This is a genomic window from Nonomuraea sp. NPDC049758 (assembly GCF_040674635.1).
GTDB lineage: Bacteria > Actinomycetota > Actinomycetes > Streptosporangiales > Streptosporangiaceae > Nonomuraea.
In genome coordinates this window covers 606,307-624,415 of sequence record NZ_JBFAMZ010000003.1, presented here as the reverse complement: position 1 = coordinate 624,415, position 18,109 = coordinate 606,307, and the positions used below count along the sequence as shown (strand labels likewise).

The following is an 18,109-nucleotide window of genomic DNA, read 5'->3' as shown; positions in this document are numbered from 1 at the left end:
GTCATGTTACTTTCTATACATGTATAAAAAGACATCTCCCTGGACGGCGGTGGTGGTCCTGGCGTTCGCGGTCGCCGTCGGGTCACTCCAGATGACCGTCGTCGTCCCGATGCTCCCGCTGCTCCAGAGGCAGTTCGGCGCGTCGCCCACCTCCGTCTCCTGGACGCTCACCGCCGGCCTGCTGTCCGGCGCGGTCGCGATCCCGCTGCTGTCCCGGCTCGGCGACATGTACGGCCGCCGCCCGGTCGCCCTGTCCGCGCTCGCCCTGCTCGTGGCCGGTGCGGCGGTCGCCGCGCTGTCCGGCGCGCTCGGCGCGGTCGTCGCCGGACGGGTGCTCCAGGGCGTGTCCGCCGCGCTGCTCCCGCTGGCCATGGGGCTGGCCAGGCAGGCGGTCCCCGCCCACCGGCTGGCCACGGCGATCGGCGTGCTGAGCGCCACCATCGGCGTGGGCAGCGGCGGCGGCATGATCCTGGCCGGGCTGGTCGGCGGCGACCACCGGGCCATGTTCTGGATCCTGGCGGCGCTGGGCGCGCTGAGCTTCGTCCTGGTGGCGGCGCTGGTGCGGGAGGCCGTGCCGGCCGGGCGGGCGGGGCGTCCCGACCTGGTGGGGGCCGTGCTCGTCGCCGGCTGGCTGGTCTGCCTGCTGCTCGCGATCAGCAAGGGCGGCGCCTGGGGCTGGACGTCGCCGCCGACGTTGGGGCTGCTCGCGGGGGCGGTCGTGCTCGCGGTGGCGTGGGTGGTCACGGCCCGGCGCACCGCCGCGCCGCTGATCGAGATCCCCATGCTGCTGCACCGGGGCACGGTCGGGGCCACGGTGGCCTCGTTCCTCATCGGGTTCGCGCTGTTCGGGGCGATCACCACGCTGTCGGCGGTCGCCCAGGGCAGCCTCGGGGCCTCGGTGCTGCAGGTGGGGCTGTACCTGCTGCCGACCACGGTGCTGATGCTCGCCGTCTCGATGCTGGCCGGGCCGCTGATGCGGCGCTTCCCGGCCGCGGCGCTGGTCTCCGGCGGCTCCGCACTGGTCACCGCCGCCGCGGTGTGGCTGGTGGTCTTCCGCGACACCGCCGCCGACCTGTACGGGGCCGCCGCCGTCCTGGGCCTCGGCGTCGGCCTGGTGTACGCGGCGCTCGGCACGATGGCCGTCGAGCACGTCGAACCGGCCAAGACCGCGGCGGCCGGAGGCGTGAACGCGCTGGTCAGGGTCGTGGGCAGCAGCCTGGCCGGAGCCGTCGGCGCGGCCGTGTCGGCCACCGGGGGAGCCGGCTGGAGCTTCGGCGTCGCCGCCGGGGCCGCCCTGCTGGCCGCCGTGTTCGCGGCCGTCCATCGGGCGCGGGCGGTGGCGTGGGCATGAGCGCGGAACAGCGCCTGATCGCGTGGGGTGACGAACTGGTGAAGCTGCACGACGGCTTCCGGCGGGAGCTGGCACGCCTGCGGGCCGGCGGCGCGGGGTTCGACCTGCGCACGCACTGCCTGGCCTTCTGCGACGCCCTGCACGCCCACCACGAGGGCGAGGACGCGGTGCTGTTCCCGCACCTGGCCGCCGAGCGTCCCGAGCTGGCCGACGTCCTGGCCCGGCTGGGCGCCGAGCACCGGGTGGTGGCCCGGCTGGTCGCCCGCGTCCGCGACCTGGCCGGCACGGACGCGGGCGACGAGCTCGACCGGCTGGCCGCCGAGCTGGAGGCCCACCTGGACTACGAGGAGGAACAGCTCGTCCCGCTGCTGAACGGTATGACCTCGATGCCGGAGAACCTCTGAGCCCGCCGCCCGTCGTCAGCGGGTGACGGGCGGGTTGAAGCGGTGGAGTTCCGGCGGCGTCCAGCCCGCCCCGACCGTGCCGTCCACCTCCGTGTACGCGGTCAGCTCGAACCGCACCGAGCGTTGCTCCGCGGCCCAGTCCACCTCCGCGCGGCCGGTCAGGTGGAGGGTGCGGCCGGCGTCCCAGTCGACGAACAGCAGCCCGGCGGCCGGGTCGAGCTCCAGGTTGCCGAGCGTCATGTACATCGAGTTGCCGACGTAGTCCGGGAACTCCAGCGACCCCGGCCCGGTCACCCGGACGAACCCCGGGTTGCCGCCGCGGTGGGAGACGTCGGCCCCCAGGCCCGCGGCGCGGGTGGCGACGAAGAACGTGTCGGCCCGCTCGATCCACTCGACGTGGCCCGGCGCGAGCCGCGTCCCGCCGCCGACGACCTCCGGGACGCCGGGCGCGGCGGTGGGCTCGCGCGCCTGGATGTACTTGGGGCAGTTGGAGTACACCTGCTCCGTCCAGATCACCAGGCCGCCGCCCGCCTGCACGGCGGTGCCGTTCACGCGCATCCGGCGCCGGGTGTGCGGCTCGATGGCCAGCAGCCCGATGTCGCGCTCCGCCGTGAACAGGTCCCGCAGCGGCGCCGCGGGCAGGGCGCGGACGGTGATCGTGCGGTCGTCGTCGGCGTCGGCGAACCCCGGCGGCCCGGTCAGCACGTCGGCCCACACCTGGCCGAGGTCGTCGGCCGCGCCCGCGACCAGCAGGCGCTGCGCCCGCAGGAACGCGGCGGCCACCTCGGGGATCTCGGGACGGGTGCGCGAGCTGCCGAACGCGCCCGGCGTCCGCACCCCGGCGCGGGCCTGGACGGCGATCTCCCCCGGATGTCTCATTTAGAAGAATCCGCAGGTGGGAGCGCCGGCCGTGGGAGCGGGACGGTCACCCGCGGCGCCGGGGGCGGAGATCTCCAGCCGGATGCCGTCGGGGTCCTCGAAGAACACGCCGCCGGAGGAGGCGCCCTCGCCGTGCGGGACCACGCCGTCGTGGTGCAGCTTCGCGCCGATCTCCCTGATGACCTGCTCGGCCCTGCGCACCGCGTCGAGGTCCTCGACCTGGAAGGACAGGTGGTGCAGGCCGGGCAGGGCGGTGGGGAAGCGGCCGTCGCTCTGCTGCCAGAGCGTGACGACGAGCTTGCCGTCCTGGGCGAGGAGGGCGTAGCGGCGGCCGTCCTCGGCGGACTCGTGGGCGACGGTGAAGCCGAAGACGCGGCCGTAGAACTCCTTCGACCTGTCGAGGTCGGTGACGTTGAGCCCGACGTGCCCGGTCCGGAATGACATACGACTCTCCTCGTCTAACGGTTGCACGACTGATTGGCCGTTAGAAATCAATATAACGGCAAAAGTGGGTCGTTGGCATTAGAGAGGGCTATTTCTTGTGTTCCCGGTAGTGCCGCGCCGCCCGGGCGCGGTTGCCGCACGCCGGTGAGCACCACTCCTGGCGCGGGTGCTCCTTGACGAAATAGAGCACGCAGCGCGGGGCCCCGCAGGTGCGGAGCAGGACGCGGTCGGGGCCGGCCAGGAACTCCACCGCCGCGACGGCGAGCCGCCCCCGCAGGCGCGTGGACGGGTTCGCCTTGGTCGCGGGGGTCATGGTCAGCGCCGGCTCGCCGGTCCACGACAGTTGCGGGGCCGTGGGGGCGGCCAGGGCGGTGGCGTTGACCAGGGCCAGCGACTCGGCGAAACCGGGCAGGGTGGCCGCGTCCGCGACGCTCGGCGGCTCCGGCGCGATCGCCCTGGCCAGCAGCGCCCGGACGGCCTGGCGCAGCCGTACGGTCTGCTCGCGCAACTCTTCCGTGGCGGTGAAGCCGGGCGGCAGGCCCAGGTCGGCCGCGTGCTCGCGGAGCCATTCGGTCATCGCGGCGGCGTCGCGCAGCCGGTCGACGGGTCCGGAGCGGTCGGCCCTGACCGTGCCGGCGAACTCCATGGTCAGCGTGGTGGACATCTCTCCAATCTAACGCCTGCTCGATCGTGCGGCCGTTAGGTAAAAAGTTGCTGGTTCGGAAAGATTGCGTGATCAGAAAAAGTGCGTACTCTGAAAGAGTGACCGGATTGAGGGAGCGCAAGAAGCAGGCGACCCGCGAGGCGCTGATGGACGCGGCGCTCCGGCTGGCCCTGGAGCGCGGGCTGGAGAACGTCCGGGTGGAGGACGTCGCCGAGCTGGTCGGCGTGTCGCCGCGCACGTTCAACAACTACTTCTCCAGCAAGTACGAGGCCCTCGCCGCCCGCCACACCGACCGCGTCCGGCGGACGGTGGCCGTGCTGCGCGCCCGCCCGGCGGCCGAGCCGCTGTGGGAGGCGCTGATCGCGGCCGTCGCCGAGCCCTGGGAACTGGCCTTGACCAGCCCGGGGCCGCCCGACGCCGACCGGCTGGCCCTCACCAGGCTGCTGGCCGAGGAGCCGGCGTTGCGCGCCGAGGCGCTGAAGGCCCAGTTCGCGGCCGACGGCGAGCTGGCCGCGGCCGTGGCCGAGCGCACGGGCACCGATCCGGACCAAGACCTCTACCCGCACCTGGTGGCGGCCACGGTGAGCGCCGCCGTGCAGGTGGCCGTCGGCCACTGGCTGCGCTCCGGCCCGCCCGTCCCGCTGGTGCCGGTGCTGCGCGAGGCGCTGCACCGCCTGGCCGCCGGGCTGCCCGCCCCCCACCCCAGAACCGAAGGAGAGACCCCATGACCTCGACAGACGCCGCGGTCGCGGACGTCGTCATCGCCGGCGCCGGCCCCAACGGCCTGATGCTGGCCTGCGAGCTCAGCCTGGCCGGAGTCCGGCCCGTCGTGCTCGAACGCCTGCCCGCCCGCAGCGGCCGGCCCAAGGCCAACGGCATCATCGGCCAGGTCGTCGGCCTGCTGCACCAGCGCGGGCTCGCCGCGGCGCCCGCGCCGGTGCCCGCGTTCGTCTTCGGCGCCATGCCGCTCGACCTGGCCGGGCTCGACGGCAACCCGCTGCGCGCGCTGCCCGTCCGGCAGCCGGAGCTGGAGGAGCTGTTCGAGCGGCGGGCCACCGAGCTGGGCGTGCAGATCCGGCGCGGCCACGAGCTGACCGGCTTCGAGCAGGACGCCGAGGGCGTCACGCTCGCGGTGACGGGCCCCGAAGGCCCCTTCGAGCTGCGGACGCGCTACCTGGTGGGCTGCGACGGCGCCCACAGCCTGGTCAGGAAGCGGGCCGGCATCGGCTTCCCGGGGGTGAGCGCGCCGGACGTCGTCAGCCGCACGGCCCACGTCACCGTGCCGGGGGCGGTCGTGCGGCCCGGCACGCCCGAGATGGAGGTGCCCGGCCACGGCACGTTCGTGCTCTACACCTGGCACCGGACCGAGCGCGGCGCGTACGCGATGCTCCCCACGGGGCCGGGCCAGCTCTCGGTCACCGCGATGGAGTGGGGCGGCGAGGCCCCCGGCGACGACGTGCCGATGACGATCGGCGAGCTGCGCGCGAGCCTGGCCCGCGTGCTCGGGGCCGACCTGCCGCTCGCCCCGCCCACCGGCGAGGGCCCCCACCTGCTCCGGCGGCTGAACGGCCGCGAGACCCGGGTGGCCGACCGCTACCGGGCGGGCCGCGTCCTGGTCGCCGGTGACGCCGCCCACGTGCACTCGGCCATGGGCGCCCCCGGGCTCAACCTCGGCCTCCAGGACGCCGCCAACCTGGCCTGGAAGCTGGCCGCCGAGCTCCAGGGCTGGGCGCCCGAGGGGCTGCTCGACACCTACGACGCCGAGCGCAGGCCCGCCGCCGAGCGGGTGGCCCTGCACTCCAGCGCCCAGCTCGCGCTGGCCGCGCCGGGCCCCGACGTGACCGCCCTGCGCACGTTGTTCGCCGAGCTGCTGGACGACGACGCCAACCGGCGGCGCGTCGCGGCGCTCATGGCGGGCTCCGACCTGCCCTACCCGACGCCCGGCAGCGGGCATCCCCTCGCCGGCCGGTTCCTGGCCGACCTGCCCGCAGAGCCCGCCTCCCGGGCCCGGCCGCTGCTGCTCGACCGCACCGGCGAGCTGCGCGTGCGCCACGAGCGGGTCGAGACGGTCACCGTGCCGTCGTGCCCGGCCGAGGCCGTGCTGGTGCGCCCCGACGGCTACGTGGCCTGGGCGGGCACGCCGGACGAGACGCTGACGCAGGCGCTAGAGACCTGGTTCGGCAAGGGTGTCGAGGTGGCGGCGTAGACAGCGGCGCATCAGGCCGGGCGTCATCCGCTCGGGGTGCAGCACGCCCTCGACCGTGAGCCCGTCGATCAGCGCGCACAGCCGTTCGGTCTCCACCTCGACGTCGGCGTCCAGGCGGCCGTGCGCGGCGATGCCCTCGATGATCCGGCCGACCAGGCGGCGCATGCCGTCGTACGCCTCGCGGGCCTGCGGCCGCAGCTCCGGCCGGGTGCGCGCGGCCGTCGTGAAGGCCAGCCAGACCGCCGCCTCCTCCAGCCGCGGCTCGTCCAGGGGCAGCAGCTCCGACAACATCTGCTCCACCAGCTCGGCCCGCTCCTCGCCGTTCCGCGCGGCGAGCAGCGGGCCGACGCGTTCCTCCAGACGCGCGCTGATCCGCTCGATCGAGGCGCGCATCGCGAAGGTCATCAGCTCGGTGTGCCCGGCGAAGTAGTGGCGGACCGAGCCGATGGCGAGCCCGGCCTCCTCCGCCACGTTCCGCAGCGACGCCTGCTCGAACCCGGCGCGGCGCACGACCCGGAACACGGCGTCGGCCACCTCGTCGCGGCGGGTCTCGGGATCCACGACTTTCGGCATGTTGTCCTTTATAGCACGGCCCTGCTAATTTATTTAGCATGGACGTGCTACTAATCGCCGCGCTCGTCGTCTACTCCGTGGCCCGGCGCATGATCGGCCAGCCGCTCGTCGCCAAGGACGTGTACGCGCCGCCGGTCATCCTCATCGGCATCGGCCTCCACGGCCTGCTCGACCTGCGCCCCACCGCGCTCGACATCATGTGGCTGGCGGTCACCGCCCTGATCGGCGTCGCCTTCGGCGCCCTGCGTGCGGCCACCACGCAGGTCTTCCCCAAGGACGGCGTGCTCTGGCAGCGCTACACCTGGCGGACGCTGGTCGTGTGGGTCGTGACGTTCGCGATCAGCTTCGGCGTGGGCGCGCTGGCGCTGGCCACCGGCATGCACGAGGAGGTGCGCTCGATCCCGCTGTCGATCGGCGTCGGCCTGCTCGGCGAGGCCCTGGTGATCCTGGCCAGGTCGCGGACGGCGGGCGTGCCGTTCAGGCGTTAGTCTGCGGTCAGAACAACATTCTGTGCACGAGGAGAGCCATGCCGGACAACCTCATCTTCCGCCTGCCGCCGACGTTCGAGACGATCGAGGAGGAGCGGCGGCACCGCAAGGAACGCCTCGCGGCGGCGCTGCGCATCTTCGGCAGGTTCGGGTTCGAGGAGGGCGTGGCCGGGCACATCACCGCCCGCGACCCCGAGCTGAGCGACCACTTCTGGGTCAACCCGTTCGGCATGTCGTTCAAGCACGTCAGGGTCAGCGACCTCATCCTGGTCAACCACGAGGGCCAGGTCGTCGAGGGCCGCTACCACGTCAACGAGGCCGCCTTCGCCATCCACTCGCAGGTGCACCAGGCCCGTCCCGACGTCGTCGCGGCCGCCCACAGCCACTCCATCCACGGCCGCGCCCTGTCGGCGCTCGGCCAGACCATCGAGCCCATCACCCAGGACGCCTGCGCCTTCTACCAGGACAACGCGCTGTTCGACGACTACACGGGCGTCGTGACCGACCTGGAGGAGGGCAAGCGCATCGCCGCGACGCTGGGCGGCAACAAGGCCCTCGTGCTGCGCAACCACGGCCTGCTGACCGTCGGCGACACGGTCGACGCGGCCGCCTGGTGGTTCATCACCATGGAACGCTCGGCCCAGGTGCAGCTCCTGGCCAAGGCCGCCGGGCAGGTCGTGCCCATCGAGCCCGACAACGCCGCGCTCACCCACCAGCAGATCGGCAACGACCTGGTCGGCTGGATCAACTACCAGCCGCTGCACGACCAGATCGTGCGCGAGCAGCCCGACCTGTTCGAGTAGGGCTCTCAGGAGCTGCGGAAGGTGTGCCGGTAGGTCAGCGGCGCGACGCCGACGGCCGCGTGCAGGTGCTGCCGGAGCGAGACCGCCGTGCCGAAGCCGGAGCGCCTGGCCACCTCCTCCACGCCGAGGTCGGTGGTCTCCAGCAACCGCCTGGCGTGGCGGACGCGGTGACCGGACAGCCATTTGGCCGGGCTCATCCCGGTCTCCTCGCGAAAGCGCCTGGTGAAGGTGCGCACGCTCATCCTGGCGTGGGCGGCCAGCACGCCGAGGTCGAGCGGGGCGTCGAGGTGGGCCAGCATCCAGTCGCGGGTCGCGGCGGTGCCGCCGGCGCCGTCGTGCGGCAGGGGGCGCTCGATGTACTGCGCCTGGCCGCCGTCCCGCCAGGGCGGCATCACGCAGCGGCGGGCGGCCCGGTTGGCCACCTCGGTGCCGTGGTCGCGCTTGATCACGTACAGGCACAGGTCGAGGCCCGCCGCCACCCCGGCCGAGGTCAGCACGTCGCCGTCGTCCACGAAGAGCACGTCGGGGTCCAGCTTGACCTGGGGGAACAGGGCGGCGAACCGGGCCGCCTCGCGCCAGTGCGTGGTGGCCGGGCGGCCGTCCAGCAGGCCCGCCGCGGCCAGCACGAACGCGCCCGTGCAGATCGACATGACCCGAGGCCGGTTTTGCAGGGCCGCGCGCAGGGTGGCGGTGATCGTGCCGTCCTTCATCGCCCGGCCCGCGTGGATGCCGGGGACCAGCACCGTGTCGGCCGTGTCGAGCACGTCGAGGTCGTGGTCGGGCAGCACGGTGTATCCGGCCGTGCAGCGGACCGGCTCGCGGTCGGGGGAGCAGGTCACGACCTCGTAGAGCTTCTCGCCGTCCGGCGTCTCGGCCGACTCGAAGACCTGGCCGGGCACGCCGAGGTCGAGCGGGGCGAAGTGGTTCAGCACGACGACCGCGACACGATGGGCCATGGCCCGATTCTTGCACATATTGGCTTTCGGGCCACTCGCGCCGTCAAAATGCGATGAATCAGGATTGGCGCATGACGTTGAGCACCACCCCCGCCCCCACGCGGACCCGCAGGATCCACCGCGCCTGGTGGGTCGCGGCCGTGGCCTTCGTGGCCATCCTCGGCGCGGCCGGTTTCCGCGCCACCCCCGGCGTGCTGATCACCCCGCTGCACGACGAGTTCGGCTGGAGCACGGGCACGATCTCACTGGCCGTGTCGATCAACCTGGTGCTCTACGGGATGACCGCGCCCTTCGCCGCCGCGCTGATGGACCGCTTCGGCATGCGCCGCGTGGTGTCGCTGGCCCTGCTGCTGGTCGCGGTGGGCAGCGGGCTCACCGTGATCATGACGGCGAGCTGGCACCTGCTGCTGTTCTGGGGCGTGTTCATCGGGCTCGGCACCGGGTCGATGGCGCTGGTGTTCGCCGCCACGGTGACCGACCGCTGGTTCGTCCGGCACCGGGGGCTGGTCACCGGCATCCTGACCGCGGCGGGCGCGACGGGGCAGCTCATCTTCCTGCCCGTGCTGGCCTGGCTCGCCGAGGGGCCGGGCTGGCGGGTGGCCTCCCTGACGGTGGCGGGCGCCGCGCTCGCGGTGGTGCCGTTCGTCTGGTGGTTGCTGCGCGATTACCCCGAGGAGGTGGGCACGACGGCGCTCGGCGCCGAGGCGGGCGCCGTACGGACCGGGCCGGCCGGCGGGAACGCGGCGGCGCGGGCGCTGACGGTGCTGCGCTCGGCCGCGCGCACGCGGCCCTTCTGGTTCCTCGCCGGCGGCTTCGCGATCTGCGGCATGAGCACGAACGGCCTGGTCGGCACGCACTTCATCCCCGCCGCGCACGACCACGGCATGGCCGAGCCGGTCGCCGCCGGTCTGCTCGCGATCATCGGGATCTTCGACATCGCCGGGACGGTCGCCTCCGGCTGGCTCAGCGACAAGGTCAACCCCAAGCTGCTGCTCGGCGTCTACTACGGCCTGCGCGGCCTGTCGCTGATGCTGCTGCCCGGCCTGTTCGCGGCCACCACCGAGCCCAGCATGCTGATCTTCATCGTGTTCTACGGCCTGGACTGGGTGGCCACCGTGCCCCCGACCGTCGCCCTGTGCCGCCAGATCTACGGCCAGGACGGCGCGGTCGTGTTCGGCTGGGTCTTCGCCTCGCACCAGGTGGGCGCCGCCGTCGCCGCCGTGGGCGCCGGCCTGACCCGCGACCATCTCGGCGCCTACGACCTGGCCTGGTACGCCGCCGGCGCCCTCTGCCTGCTGGCCGCGGGAATGTCCCTGGCCATCCGGCATGCTAGACGGTGATGAACGAGACCGAACTGATGGTCCTCCCCCTCGTGGTCAGGATCGAGAGGGCCGCTCCCCCCGAGCGCACCGACGCGCTGGAGGCCGCCGCCATGGCCGTGCTGAGCCTGCTGGACGACCCGGGGGAGTGGGCCGCCGAGCTGCACGCCTGGCAGTCCACCGGCAAGATCCGCAAGGTGGTGCGGCGGGCCAGGGGCGCCGAGTGGCGCAGGGCCGCCGCGCTCCCCGGCCGCACGGTCGGGCACCGCACGGCGGAGGTGCGGGTGCACCCGCCCGTCCCGCTCGACGCCTGGCCCAAGGATCTGGCCCGGCTCCAGGTGGGCGGCACCGAGCTGAGCGACGCCGCCGAGCCCGGCCACCCGCCCTCCGGCCCGCCGGTCCTGTGGGAGAACCCCGTGCTGACCATGTCGGCGGGCAAGGCCATGGCCCAGGCCGGGCACGCCGCGCAGCTCGCCTGGTGGGCCAGTGACGAGGCCGAGCGGGCCGCCTGGCGGGCGGCCGGCCTGGCCGTCTCCGTGCGCGCCGCGCCCGGCAGGGACGACTTCGACGCCAAGGTGACCGCCGGGCTGCCCGTGGTGCGCGACGCCGGGTTCACCGAGATCGAGCCGGGTTCGTGCACGTTCGTCGCCGAGGCGCCCTGGCTCCTGGGACGGGTCGCTAGATCGTGAAGACGTCGGCCAGCACGCCGCCCGCCGGGGTGATCCGGGCGGGCGACGGGCTGTCGTAGACGACCATGAGCCGGCCGTCGGGCAGCACGGCCAGCCCCTCCGGATGGTCGTCGCCGACGCCGTAGGGCAGCTCCAGGACCGTCTCCAGGTCGTGCGCGGGCACCAGCCCGCCGCCCTGCCGCTCCCGCCAGCGCACGACCCGCACCGGGCCGTCCAGGCTCATCGTCGGGCCGGTGAGCAGCAGCAGGTCGCCGCCGTGCGGGCACATGTCCCGCACGCCCAGCCCGCCGAGGTCCAGGAAGTGCTTGCGGTACGGCCCGTCGAGCCGTAACCGGCCGCCGCCGTCGTCCACGGGACGGATCTCCAGCACCACCGCCCAGCCGCGCAGCACGGGCCCGCGCAGCCCCAGGTAGACCCGCTCGCCCACGACCGCGATGCCCTCGATGTCGAGCCCGTTGTCCTTGCCCGGCAGCGCCAGGAACGGCGCCAGATGGCGGTCGCCGGACAGCATGGCGGCGACGTTGCGCTCACCGGACAGGATCGCGCCGGGCAGCGGACGCTCGCCGGTGCCGTCCAGCGGCAGGCGGACCAGGATGAACCGGTTCTCCTCGCGGACGACCGTGCCCAGCCGCCTGATCGACTTCTCCGGCGAGCCCGGCTTGGCCTTGCGGCGCTTGAGACTGTGTGAGCCGACCGCCCACAGATGGCCGTCGGCCCTGGCCAGGCCCTCGATGTCGGCCTCGTCGAAGCGTCCGGCGGGCAGGTCCACGTAGTCGGCCAGGAAGAAGGAGCGCTCGTCGCCGAAGTGGTCGCCGGTCCAGGTGAGCCGCTCGACGGTGGCGGTCTCGTCGCCGGCCACCCACAGTCCCGACGGCTCCCACCTGATCGCGGAGAGATTCGTGTGCGTCTGGGCGAACCGGGAGTCCTCGCCGAACCGCAGTTCCACCTGTTCCACCCCGCCATGATTGCACTTCGGTCGCTTCACACACGCAATGGCGGGATATGTCGTACGCTCCCGTCGTGCTCCATGGGGAAGATGAGACCGAGGGTTCACGAGTGAGAACCACAGACCGCCCTGCGAACCCTGTTTCACCGCCCAGGCGCTCCCGCATCGGCGATGTCCGGATGCGGTCGATATATCGGGGGCTCGCCGTCGTGGCGGCCGTGGCGGTCGGCGCCACGGTGATCGTCCTGGCGCTCCCGTCCGGGCCGGACGAGGTCGTGGCGGGGCCGGTAACCGCGCCGCCGGCCGCACCCGCCTCGTCCGCGCCCGCCTCATCCGAGGCGGCCCCCACGACGTCGGCCACCCCCACGCCGACGTCGTCCTCCACGCCGACGTCCTCCCTCACGCCGACGTCCGCTCTCACGCCGACCCCGTCGCCGTCGCCGGGCTCCTCGCTCGCGCCCGGCTACACCGCCATGCAGGCCCTGTACGCCGACCCGCGGGTGCCCCGCCTGACCGGCCGCGTCAAGCGGATGGCCCTGCCCAGGCCGGCCAAACGGCTGGTGAAGGACAGGCGCACCGGCCTGGCCGTGCCCCGGCTGGGCAAGCCGTGGAAGACGCACGGGGCGGCGCCGTTCACCAGCAAGCAGGTGCTGCCGGCGGTGCGCGGCGGCAGGCTGCGCGGCATGCTGGTGACCTGCCCGCTGCCGATCATGGAGCAGAAGTCGCCGCGCGACACGGCGCTGCTGGCCGCGCGCTGGACGCTCAACCACCACCCCAAGGGCTCCAAGATCAGCTGGCTTGCCTCACAACGCGTCAAAACCGGATGGATGCTCGTATATCGCGTCAAATACGGCAAACATTCCTCCCGGGCGGCCGTCGTGGTGATGGACGGGGGAATGAGCAAGCCAGGACTTGCGTTCGTCACAGTGCCTGACTCGCAGAGGAAGCGTTGGCGTGATATTGGCCGCGTGGTCTCAGGAGTGCGTGTTCTAGGCTAGAAAGATCATGTATGCGGCGATGTGGGGGAGTGACGCCGTGGAACGCTCTGGACCGCCGCAGGCACCGAACAAGGGCAAGGTCAAGCCGCCCTGGCGCTCGGAAGGCCTGCCCGGTTCGCCAGGCGGGCGGCCGAAGATCAACTGGTGGCGATTCGTCGTCACCCTGCTCGTGGTGTACGCGGGCTTCTTCGTCGTCTCCTCCCTGGTCGACAACAACTCGGTCGAGACGATCTCTTACACCGAGTTCACCAAGCAGGTCGAGGCGAAGAACGTCAAGGACATCTACGCCCAGGGGCTGTCGGTCGAGGGCGACCTGAGGAGCTCGGCCAAGAACCCCGAGAGCAACGAGTCCTACACCAAGTTCCAGACCGAGATCCCCGCCTTCGCCAACACCGACCAGCTCGACCAGCAGCTCAAGTCGGCCCAGGTGGAGACCACGTCCAAGCCGCTGACCCGCGGCTTCTTCTCCAACCTGCTGCTGTCGCTGCTGCCCGTGCTGCTGCTGGCCGGTCTGTGGATCTGGATCATGCGCCGCGGCGCCAGCATGATGGGCGGCGGACTGAGCGGGCTCGGCAAGTCCAAGGCCGCCAAGCCGGTCGAGGCCCACAAGGTGCGCGTCACGTTCGACGACGTCGCCGGCATCGACGAGGTGGAGAACGAGCTCGTCGAGGTCGTCGACTACCTGAAGGACCCCGGCAAGTACCGCAGGCTGGGCGCCAAGCTGCCCAAGGGCGTGCTGCTCGCCGGCCCTCCCGGCACCGGCAAGACGCTGCTGGCCAGGGCCGTGGCGGGCGAGGCCAAGGTGCCGTACTTCTCGGCCAGCGCCTCCGAGTTCATCGAGATGATCGTCGGCGTGGGCGCCTCGCGCGTCCGCGACCTGTTCGAGGAGGCCCGCAAGGTCGCGCCCTCGATCGTGTTCATCGACGAGATCGACGCCATCGGACGGGCCCGCGGCGGCGCGGGCGGCATCGGCGGCCACGACGAGCGCGAGCAGACGCTGAACCAGATCCTCACCGAGATGGACGGCTTCTCCGGCGCCGAGGGCGTGATCGTCATCGGGGCCACCAACCGGCCCGAGATCCTCGACCCGGCGCTGCTGCGTCCCGGGCGCTTCGACCGTACGGTGCAGGTGGGCCTGCCCGACGCGGCAGGACGCACGGCCATCCTGGAGGTCCACTCGCGCGGCGTGCCGCTCGACGGCGAGGTCAGCCTCGACCGCATCGCCAAGACCACCCCCGGCATGACCGGGGCCGACCTGGCCAACCTGGTCAACGAGGCCGCACTCCTCGCCGCCAAGCGCGGCAAGGAGAAGGTCGACATGTCCGACTTCGCGGACGCGCTGGAGAAGCTCCAGCTCGGCGCGGCCCGCAGCATCGTGATGCCGGAGGAGGAGCGCACCCGCACCGCCTTCCACGAGGCCGGGCACGCCCTGCTCGGCATGCTCCAGCCCGGCGCCGACCCGGTCAGGAAGATCTCGATCATCCCCCGCGGCCGGGCGCTCGGCGTCACGCTGTCCACCCCCGACACCGACCGCTACGCCTACGACGAGCCGTACCTGCGCGGGCGCATCACCGGCGCGCTCGGCGGCATGGCGGCCGAGCAGGTCGTCTACGGCATCATCACCACCGGCGCCGAGAACGACCTCGAACAGGTCACCATGATCGCGCGCGGCATGGTGGGCCGCTGGGGCATGTCGGAGAAGATCGGCCCGCTGACCATCCTGCCCAACGACGGCTCCTCGCCGCAGGCGTCGCCGGCCACGCTGGCCACCGTCGACGAGGAGGCGCGGCGCATCGTGGACGAGTGCTACGAGCGCGCCGTCCAGGTGCTCACCGAGAACCGCGAACGGCTCGACGGCATCGTGGCGGCCCTGCTCGAACACGAGACGCTCGACGAGGCGAGCGCGTACGCCGCCGCCGGCCTGGCCAGCGGCAGCAAGCAGCCCGCCCTCGACTGAGCCACGGCAGTCCCGCCTTTCCCGAGACTTAGGGGAACCCCGGCCTTGCCTCGATCACGGCCGGGGAACGTCTCCCGCGACTCGGATCGGGGGACTGCCTTGACACTGAATGACGAGCTTCTCACCCAGCTCGGCGACTCAGGCGTAGACCAGATCGCCGGCATGCTCGGCACCGACACGGCCACGGCGCGCAAGGTCGTCGAGGCCGTGGCCGGCACCGTCATCGGCGGCATGGCCCGCAACGCCGAGCACCCCGACGGCGCCGAGGCCCTGCGCGGCGCCCTCGACGACCACGTCGACGCCGATCCCTTCAACGGCGACGTGGCCTCCCTGACCCGCGACGGCCACAGCATCCTCGGCCACGTCCTCGGCGGCCAGGGCACCGAACGGGCCGCGGCCGGGCTCTCGCAACTGGCCGGCGTCAGCTCCGGCACCATCATGCGGCTGCTCCCGCTCGTCGCCCCCATGGTCATGTCCCTCCTGGCCGGCCGCGCCGCCAAGGCCAACATGGACGCCTCCGCCCTGGCCGCCGACCTGCGCGAGGAGCACGCCTCGCTGCCCGGCGGCCTCGGCCACCTGCTCGACGGCCTGCTGAGCGGCATCTTCGGCGGCACCGTCCCGGCCCAGGGCGGCCCGTACGACCCGGCCGACCGGCAGCCCGCGAGGGGCACCCCCAACCACGACTGGTGACCGCGCGGGCCTTCGGTAAGCTGGGACGGTGATCGTTCTGGCCTCTGCCTCGCCCACCCGCCTCACCGTTCTGCGCAACGCCGGCCTCGACCCCAAGGTGATCGTCTCCGGGGTCGACGAGGACGCCTTCTCCGCGCACTCGCCGGCGGCGCTCAGCCTCGTCCTGGCCAAGGCCAAGGCGCAGGCCGTCGCGAGCGGGCTGGAGGAGGGGCTGGTCATCGGCTGCGACTCGATCCTCGAACTCGACGGCCGCCCCTACGGCAAGCCCGGCACCCCCGAGGAGGCCGTCGAGCGCTGGCGCATCATGCGCGGGCGCACCGGCCGCCTGGTGACCGGCCACTGCGTGATCGACGTGCCGGCCGGCCGGCAGGCGGCGCAGGTGGCCACCACCGTGGTGCGCTTCGGCCAGCCGTCGGAGGAGGAGATCGCCGCCTACGTCGCCACCGGCGAGCCGCTCGGCCTGGCCGGCGGGTTCAGCATCGAGGGGCGCGGCGGCTGGTTCGTCGAGGGCATCGAGGGCGACCACGGCAACGTGCTCGGGGTGTCCCTGCCGCTGCTGCGCGAGCTGTTCGACGAGCTGGGTTACGCGGTCACGTCGTTCTGGCGCTAGCCTGCCGGGCATGCGATCTCTGCGCGACTTCGCCGCCGGCGTCGGCTTCTTCTTCCAGGGTCTCGGCTGGGTGTCGCGGCACGGCCGGTGGTGGCTGTTCGGGCTGATCCCGGCGGTGATCGCGTTCGCCGTCTACGTGGCGGCGCTGATCCTGCTCGGCACCCACGCGCGCGACCTGGCCGAGTTCTTCACGCCGTTCGCCGACTCGTGGAGCTGGGCCGACCTGTTCCGCACGCTGGTCGGCATCGCGATCTTCCTCGGCGGGCTGGCGCTGGCGGTGCTGACGTTCACGGCGCTGACGCTGGCGATCGGCGAGCCGTTCTACGAACGGCTCTCGGCCGAGGCCGACCCGCTGCCCGGGGAGGTGGAGCAGCCGTGGTGGCGTACGCTGCCCCGCTCGATCAGGGACAGCCTGATCACCCTGTTCTACGTGCTGCTGTTCACCGTGCCGCTGTTCTTCCTGGGGTTCGTACCGGTGATCGGCCAGACGGTGGTGCCGGTGGTCGGCGCCTTCGTCTCCGGGTTCTTCCTGACGGTCGAGCTCACCACGCTGGCCCTCGAACGCCGGGGGGTGGCCAGGAAGGAACGGTTCGCGCTGCTGCGCCGGAACATGGCGACCACGCTGGGGTTCGGGGTGGTGGGGTTCCTGCTGTTCCTGGTGCCGTTCGTGGCGGTGGTGGCGATGCCGGCCGCAGTGGCCGGCGCCGCCCTCCTCGTACGCGCCCGCACATCCCCCACCCCACCCACCCCACCCACCTGACCCCACCTGCATGACCCCACCCGCGTGATCCCAGCGGCCTGGCTCCCCACCCGCGTAACCCCCCACCCACCTGATACCCGCCTGCGGCTCCGCCCCCTGGCCTGCCGGTTTGTTTCATTCGTGCGCGGTCGTCCACAGGGCGGGCCGTCGGGGCGCTCGTCATCCACAGAACCGCGCTCGGGCCTTTCCGGGGCGTGCCCTCCCGGCACCCTTGACGCTCATGACGACCAACGCCCCGGCCCCCTGCCTCACGCTCACCAGCCCGGCCGACATCCTGGCCGCCGTCCCCTACCTGGTGGGCTTCCACCCCCACGACAGCCTGGTCGTGGTCGGCCTCCACCGGGGCCAGGCCAAGGTGGCCGCGAGGTGGGACCTCCCGTTCCCCCGGGGCACCCTCGACCCCCTCCCCGGCCTGCTGTCCCGTGAAGGTGTCACCGAGCTGGTCATCGTCGGCTACGGCAGAGGCGACACGGTCACACCCGCCGTCGACGAGGCCAGGCGGCTCGCCGCCGCATCGGAGATCCGCGTGGGCGAGGCGCTCCGCGCCCACGAAGGCCGCTACTGGTCCTACGTCTGCGACCTGCCCCGGTGCTGCCCGCCCGAAGGCACCCCGTACGACCCGACCACCAGCCAGATCGCCGCCGAGGCCACCGTGCGCGGCCTGGTCGCCCTCCCCGACCGCCGCAGTCTCGAACGCACGATCGCCCCCGCCACCGGCCCGGTCCGCATGGCGATGCGCCAGGCCACCGCCACCGCCGTCGCCGAGGTCCGCGCCCGCCTGGTGGCCGCCCCGGACCTGGACACCTTCGCCCGCGGCTACGTAGCCGAGGCCCTCGCCGAAGTCCGCGCGACTTTGACCGCCCACGCCGACGGCGCCCGCCTCGACGACATCGCCGCCGCCCGGCTGGGCCTGGCCCTGACCGTGATCAGAGTCCGCGACGAAGCCTGGACCATGATGCGCGAGGCTCACCTGCCCTTGTGGAAAGACCTCACCCGCCGCCTGGAGCCCCGCTTCGTCCCGCCGGCCGCCTCCCTGCTGGCCATGGCGGCCTGGCGCACGGGCGACAACATCCTGGCCACCATCGCCCTCGAACGCGCCCTCACCACCGACCCCCACTACTCGATGGCCAACCTCCTGATGCACGCCCTGCAGAGCCTGCTCTCACCCGCCGTCGTCCGAGACCGCCTGCCCAGCCCCGCCGAGCTCGACACCGCCATGGGGCCGGCCAACGGCGGCTGGCTGATCCCCATGCTCGGCCTGCTCGACGACGTCCCGCCCCCGCCGGGACCTGACCGGCACCGGGGGCCGGGTGCGAGCGCATGAAGAAGGGGCCGGGCGCGAGCGCATGAAGAAAGGGTGCCGGTGGCCTCC

At 73.0% G+C, this 18,109-nt stretch carries 20 protein-coding genes; 14 read left to right on the top strand and 6 right to left on the bottom strand.

The genetic code is table 11. The annotated features are described in order from the left end of the window. Positions 1-19: 19 nt before the first annotated feature. Positions 20-1,351 (top strand): MFS transporter, encoded by a 1,332-nt coding sequence (locus AB0J46_RS10995; protein ID WP_364329428.1) that lies wholly within the window; start codon positions 20-22, stop codon positions 1,349-1,351. Beyond that, entirely contained in the window at positions 1,348-1,755 is a 408-nt protein-coding gene (locus tag AB0J46_RS10990; protein ID WP_364329425.1) for a hemerythrin domain-containing protein, read from the top strand. Before AB0J46_RS10995 ends, AB0J46_RS10990 begins: the two co-directional genes overlap by 4 nt. Before the next feature lie 15 nt (positions 1,756-1,770). On the opposite strand, the gene AB0J46_RS10985 is transcribed toward AB0J46_RS10990, so the two are convergent. From AB0J46_RS10985 to AB0J46_RS10975, 3 genes are all read right to left on the bottom strand, one after another. After that, on the bottom strand, positions 1,771-2,634 hold the full coding sequence (locus AB0J46_RS10985) for a pyridoxamine 5'-phosphate oxidase family protein (RefSeq protein ID WP_364329422.1): 864 nt from the start codon (positions 2,632-2,634) through the stop codon (positions 1,771-1,773). Then, positions 2,635-3,078 (bottom strand): VOC family protein, encoded by a 444-nt coding sequence (locus AB0J46_RS10980; protein ID WP_364329419.1) that lies wholly within the window; start codon positions 3,076-3,078, stop codon positions 2,635-2,637. Positions 3,079-3,166: 88 nt separating this feature from the next. Continuing rightward, positions 3,167-3,742 (bottom strand): ABATE domain-containing protein, encoded by a 576-nt coding sequence (locus AB0J46_RS10975; RefSeq protein ID WP_364329416.1) that lies wholly within the window; start codon positions 3,740-3,742, stop codon positions 3,167-3,169. Between the two features lie 98 nt (positions 3,743-3,840). Between AB0J46_RS10975 and AB0J46_RS10970 the strand changes: the two genes are divergently transcribed. After that, entirely contained in the window at positions 3,841-4,470 is a 630-nt protein-coding gene (locus AB0J46_RS10970) for a TetR family transcriptional regulator (protein ID WP_364329413.1), read from the top strand. Then, positions 4,467-5,948 carry an FAD-dependent monooxygenase gene (locus AB0J46_RS10965; RefSeq protein WP_364329410.1) on the top strand — a complete coding sequence of 494 codons (1,482 nt, stop codon included), beginning with the start codon at positions 4,467-4,469 and terminating at the stop codon, positions 5,946-5,948. Before AB0J46_RS10970 ends, AB0J46_RS10965 begins: the two co-directional genes overlap by 4 nt. On the opposite strand, the gene AB0J46_RS10960 is transcribed toward AB0J46_RS10965, so the two are convergent. Beyond that, the gene (locus AB0J46_RS10960; RefSeq protein ID WP_364329407.1) at positions 5,907-6,521 is read right to left on the bottom strand and encodes a TetR family transcriptional regulator C-terminal domain-containing protein; all 615 of its coding nucleotides are present in this window, start codon (positions 6,519-6,521) and stop codon (positions 5,907-5,909) included. The two genes, AB0J46_RS10965 and AB0J46_RS10960, sit on opposite strands and share 42 nt — an antisense overlap. 38 nt (positions 6,522-6,559) lie before the next feature. On the opposite strand from AB0J46_RS10960, the gene AB0J46_RS10955 reads away from it, so the two are divergent. Both AB0J46_RS10955 and AB0J46_RS10950 read left to right on the top strand, forming a co-directional pair. Next, a complete protein-coding gene (locus AB0J46_RS10955) occupies positions 6,560-7,009 on the top strand; it encodes a hypothetical protein (protein ID WP_358284089.1) in 450 nt (149 codons plus the stop codon). Between the two features lie 38 nt (positions 7,010-7,047). Further along, a complete protein-coding gene (locus tag AB0J46_RS10950; RefSeq protein WP_352357888.1) occupies positions 7,048-7,812 on the top strand; it encodes a class II aldolase/adducin family protein in 765 nt (254 codons plus the stop codon). Positions 7,813-7,817: 5 nt separating this feature from the next. On the opposite strand, the gene AB0J46_RS10945 is transcribed toward AB0J46_RS10950, so the two are convergent. Then, complete coding sequence (locus tag AB0J46_RS10945) at positions 7,818-8,768, bottom strand: DJ-1/PfpI family protein (protein WP_364329403.1); 951 nt, start codon at positions 8,766-8,768, stop codon at positions 7,818-7,820. 71 nt (positions 8,769-8,839) lie between these two features. On the opposite strand from AB0J46_RS10945, the gene AB0J46_RS10940 reads away from it, so the two are divergent. After that, complete coding sequence (locus tag AB0J46_RS10940; RefSeq protein ID WP_364329400.1) at positions 8,840-10,108, top strand: MFS transporter; 1,269 nt, start codon at positions 8,840-8,842, stop codon at positions 10,106-10,108. Beyond that, the gene (locus tag AB0J46_RS10935; RefSeq protein ID WP_364329397.1) at positions 10,108-10,776 is read left to right on the top strand and encodes a peptidyl-tRNA hydrolase; all 669 of its coding nucleotides are present in this window, start codon (positions 10,108-10,110) and stop codon (positions 10,774-10,776) included. Before AB0J46_RS10940 ends, AB0J46_RS10935 begins: the two co-directional genes overlap by 1 nt. Here the strand turns inward: AB0J46_RS10935 and AB0J46_RS10930 are convergent. Further along, positions 10,766-11,731: a DUF3616 domain-containing protein gene (locus AB0J46_RS10930; RefSeq protein ID WP_364329394.1), complete on the bottom strand. Its 966-nt coding sequence runs from the start codon at positions 11,729-11,731 to the stop codon at positions 10,766-10,768. The genes AB0J46_RS10935 and AB0J46_RS10930 overlap by 11 nt on opposite strands. 170 nt (positions 11,732-11,901) lie before the next feature. On the opposite strand from AB0J46_RS10930, the gene AB0J46_RS10925 reads away from it, so the two are divergent. The 6 genes from AB0J46_RS10925 to AB0J46_RS10900 all read left to right on the top strand — a co-directional run bounded on the left by AB0J46_RS10925 (position 11,902) and on the right by AB0J46_RS10900 (position 18,061). Beyond that, positions 11,902-12,720: a hypothetical protein gene (locus tag AB0J46_RS10925; protein ID WP_364329391.1), complete on the top strand. Its 819-nt coding sequence runs from the start codon at positions 11,902-11,904 to the stop codon at positions 12,718-12,720. Between the two features lie 37 nt (positions 12,721-12,757). Beyond that, positions 12,758-14,677 (top strand): ATP-dependent zinc metalloprotease FtsH, encoded by a 1,920-nt coding sequence (gene ftsH / locus AB0J46_RS10920; RefSeq protein ID WP_364329388.1) that lies wholly within the window; start codon positions 12,758-12,760, stop codon positions 14,675-14,677. 99 nt (positions 14,678-14,776) lie between these two features. Next, positions 14,777-15,367 (top strand): DUF937 domain-containing protein, encoded by a 591-nt coding sequence (locus AB0J46_RS10915; RefSeq protein ID WP_358284108.1) that lies wholly within the window; start codon positions 14,777-14,779, stop codon positions 15,365-15,367. Positions 15,368-15,395: 28 nt separating this feature from the next. Beyond that, the gene (locus tag AB0J46_RS10910) at positions 15,396-15,977 is read left to right on the top strand and encodes a nucleoside triphosphate pyrophosphatase (RefSeq protein WP_352327805.1); all 582 of its coding nucleotides are present in this window, start codon (positions 15,396-15,398) and stop codon (positions 15,975-15,977) included. Positions 15,978-15,987: 10 nt separating this feature from the next. Further along, positions 15,988-16,737 (top strand): EI24 domain-containing protein, encoded by a 750-nt coding sequence (locus tag AB0J46_RS10905; RefSeq protein WP_364329383.1) that lies wholly within the window; start codon positions 15,988-15,990, stop codon positions 16,735-16,737. 220 nt (positions 16,738-16,957) lie between these two features. After that, positions 16,958-18,061, top strand: a complete 1,104-nt coding sequence (locus AB0J46_RS10900) for a DUF4192 domain-containing protein (protein ID WP_364329380.1) — start codon at positions 16,958-16,960, stop codon at positions 18,059-18,061. Positions 18,062-18,109: the final 48 nt, after the last annotated feature.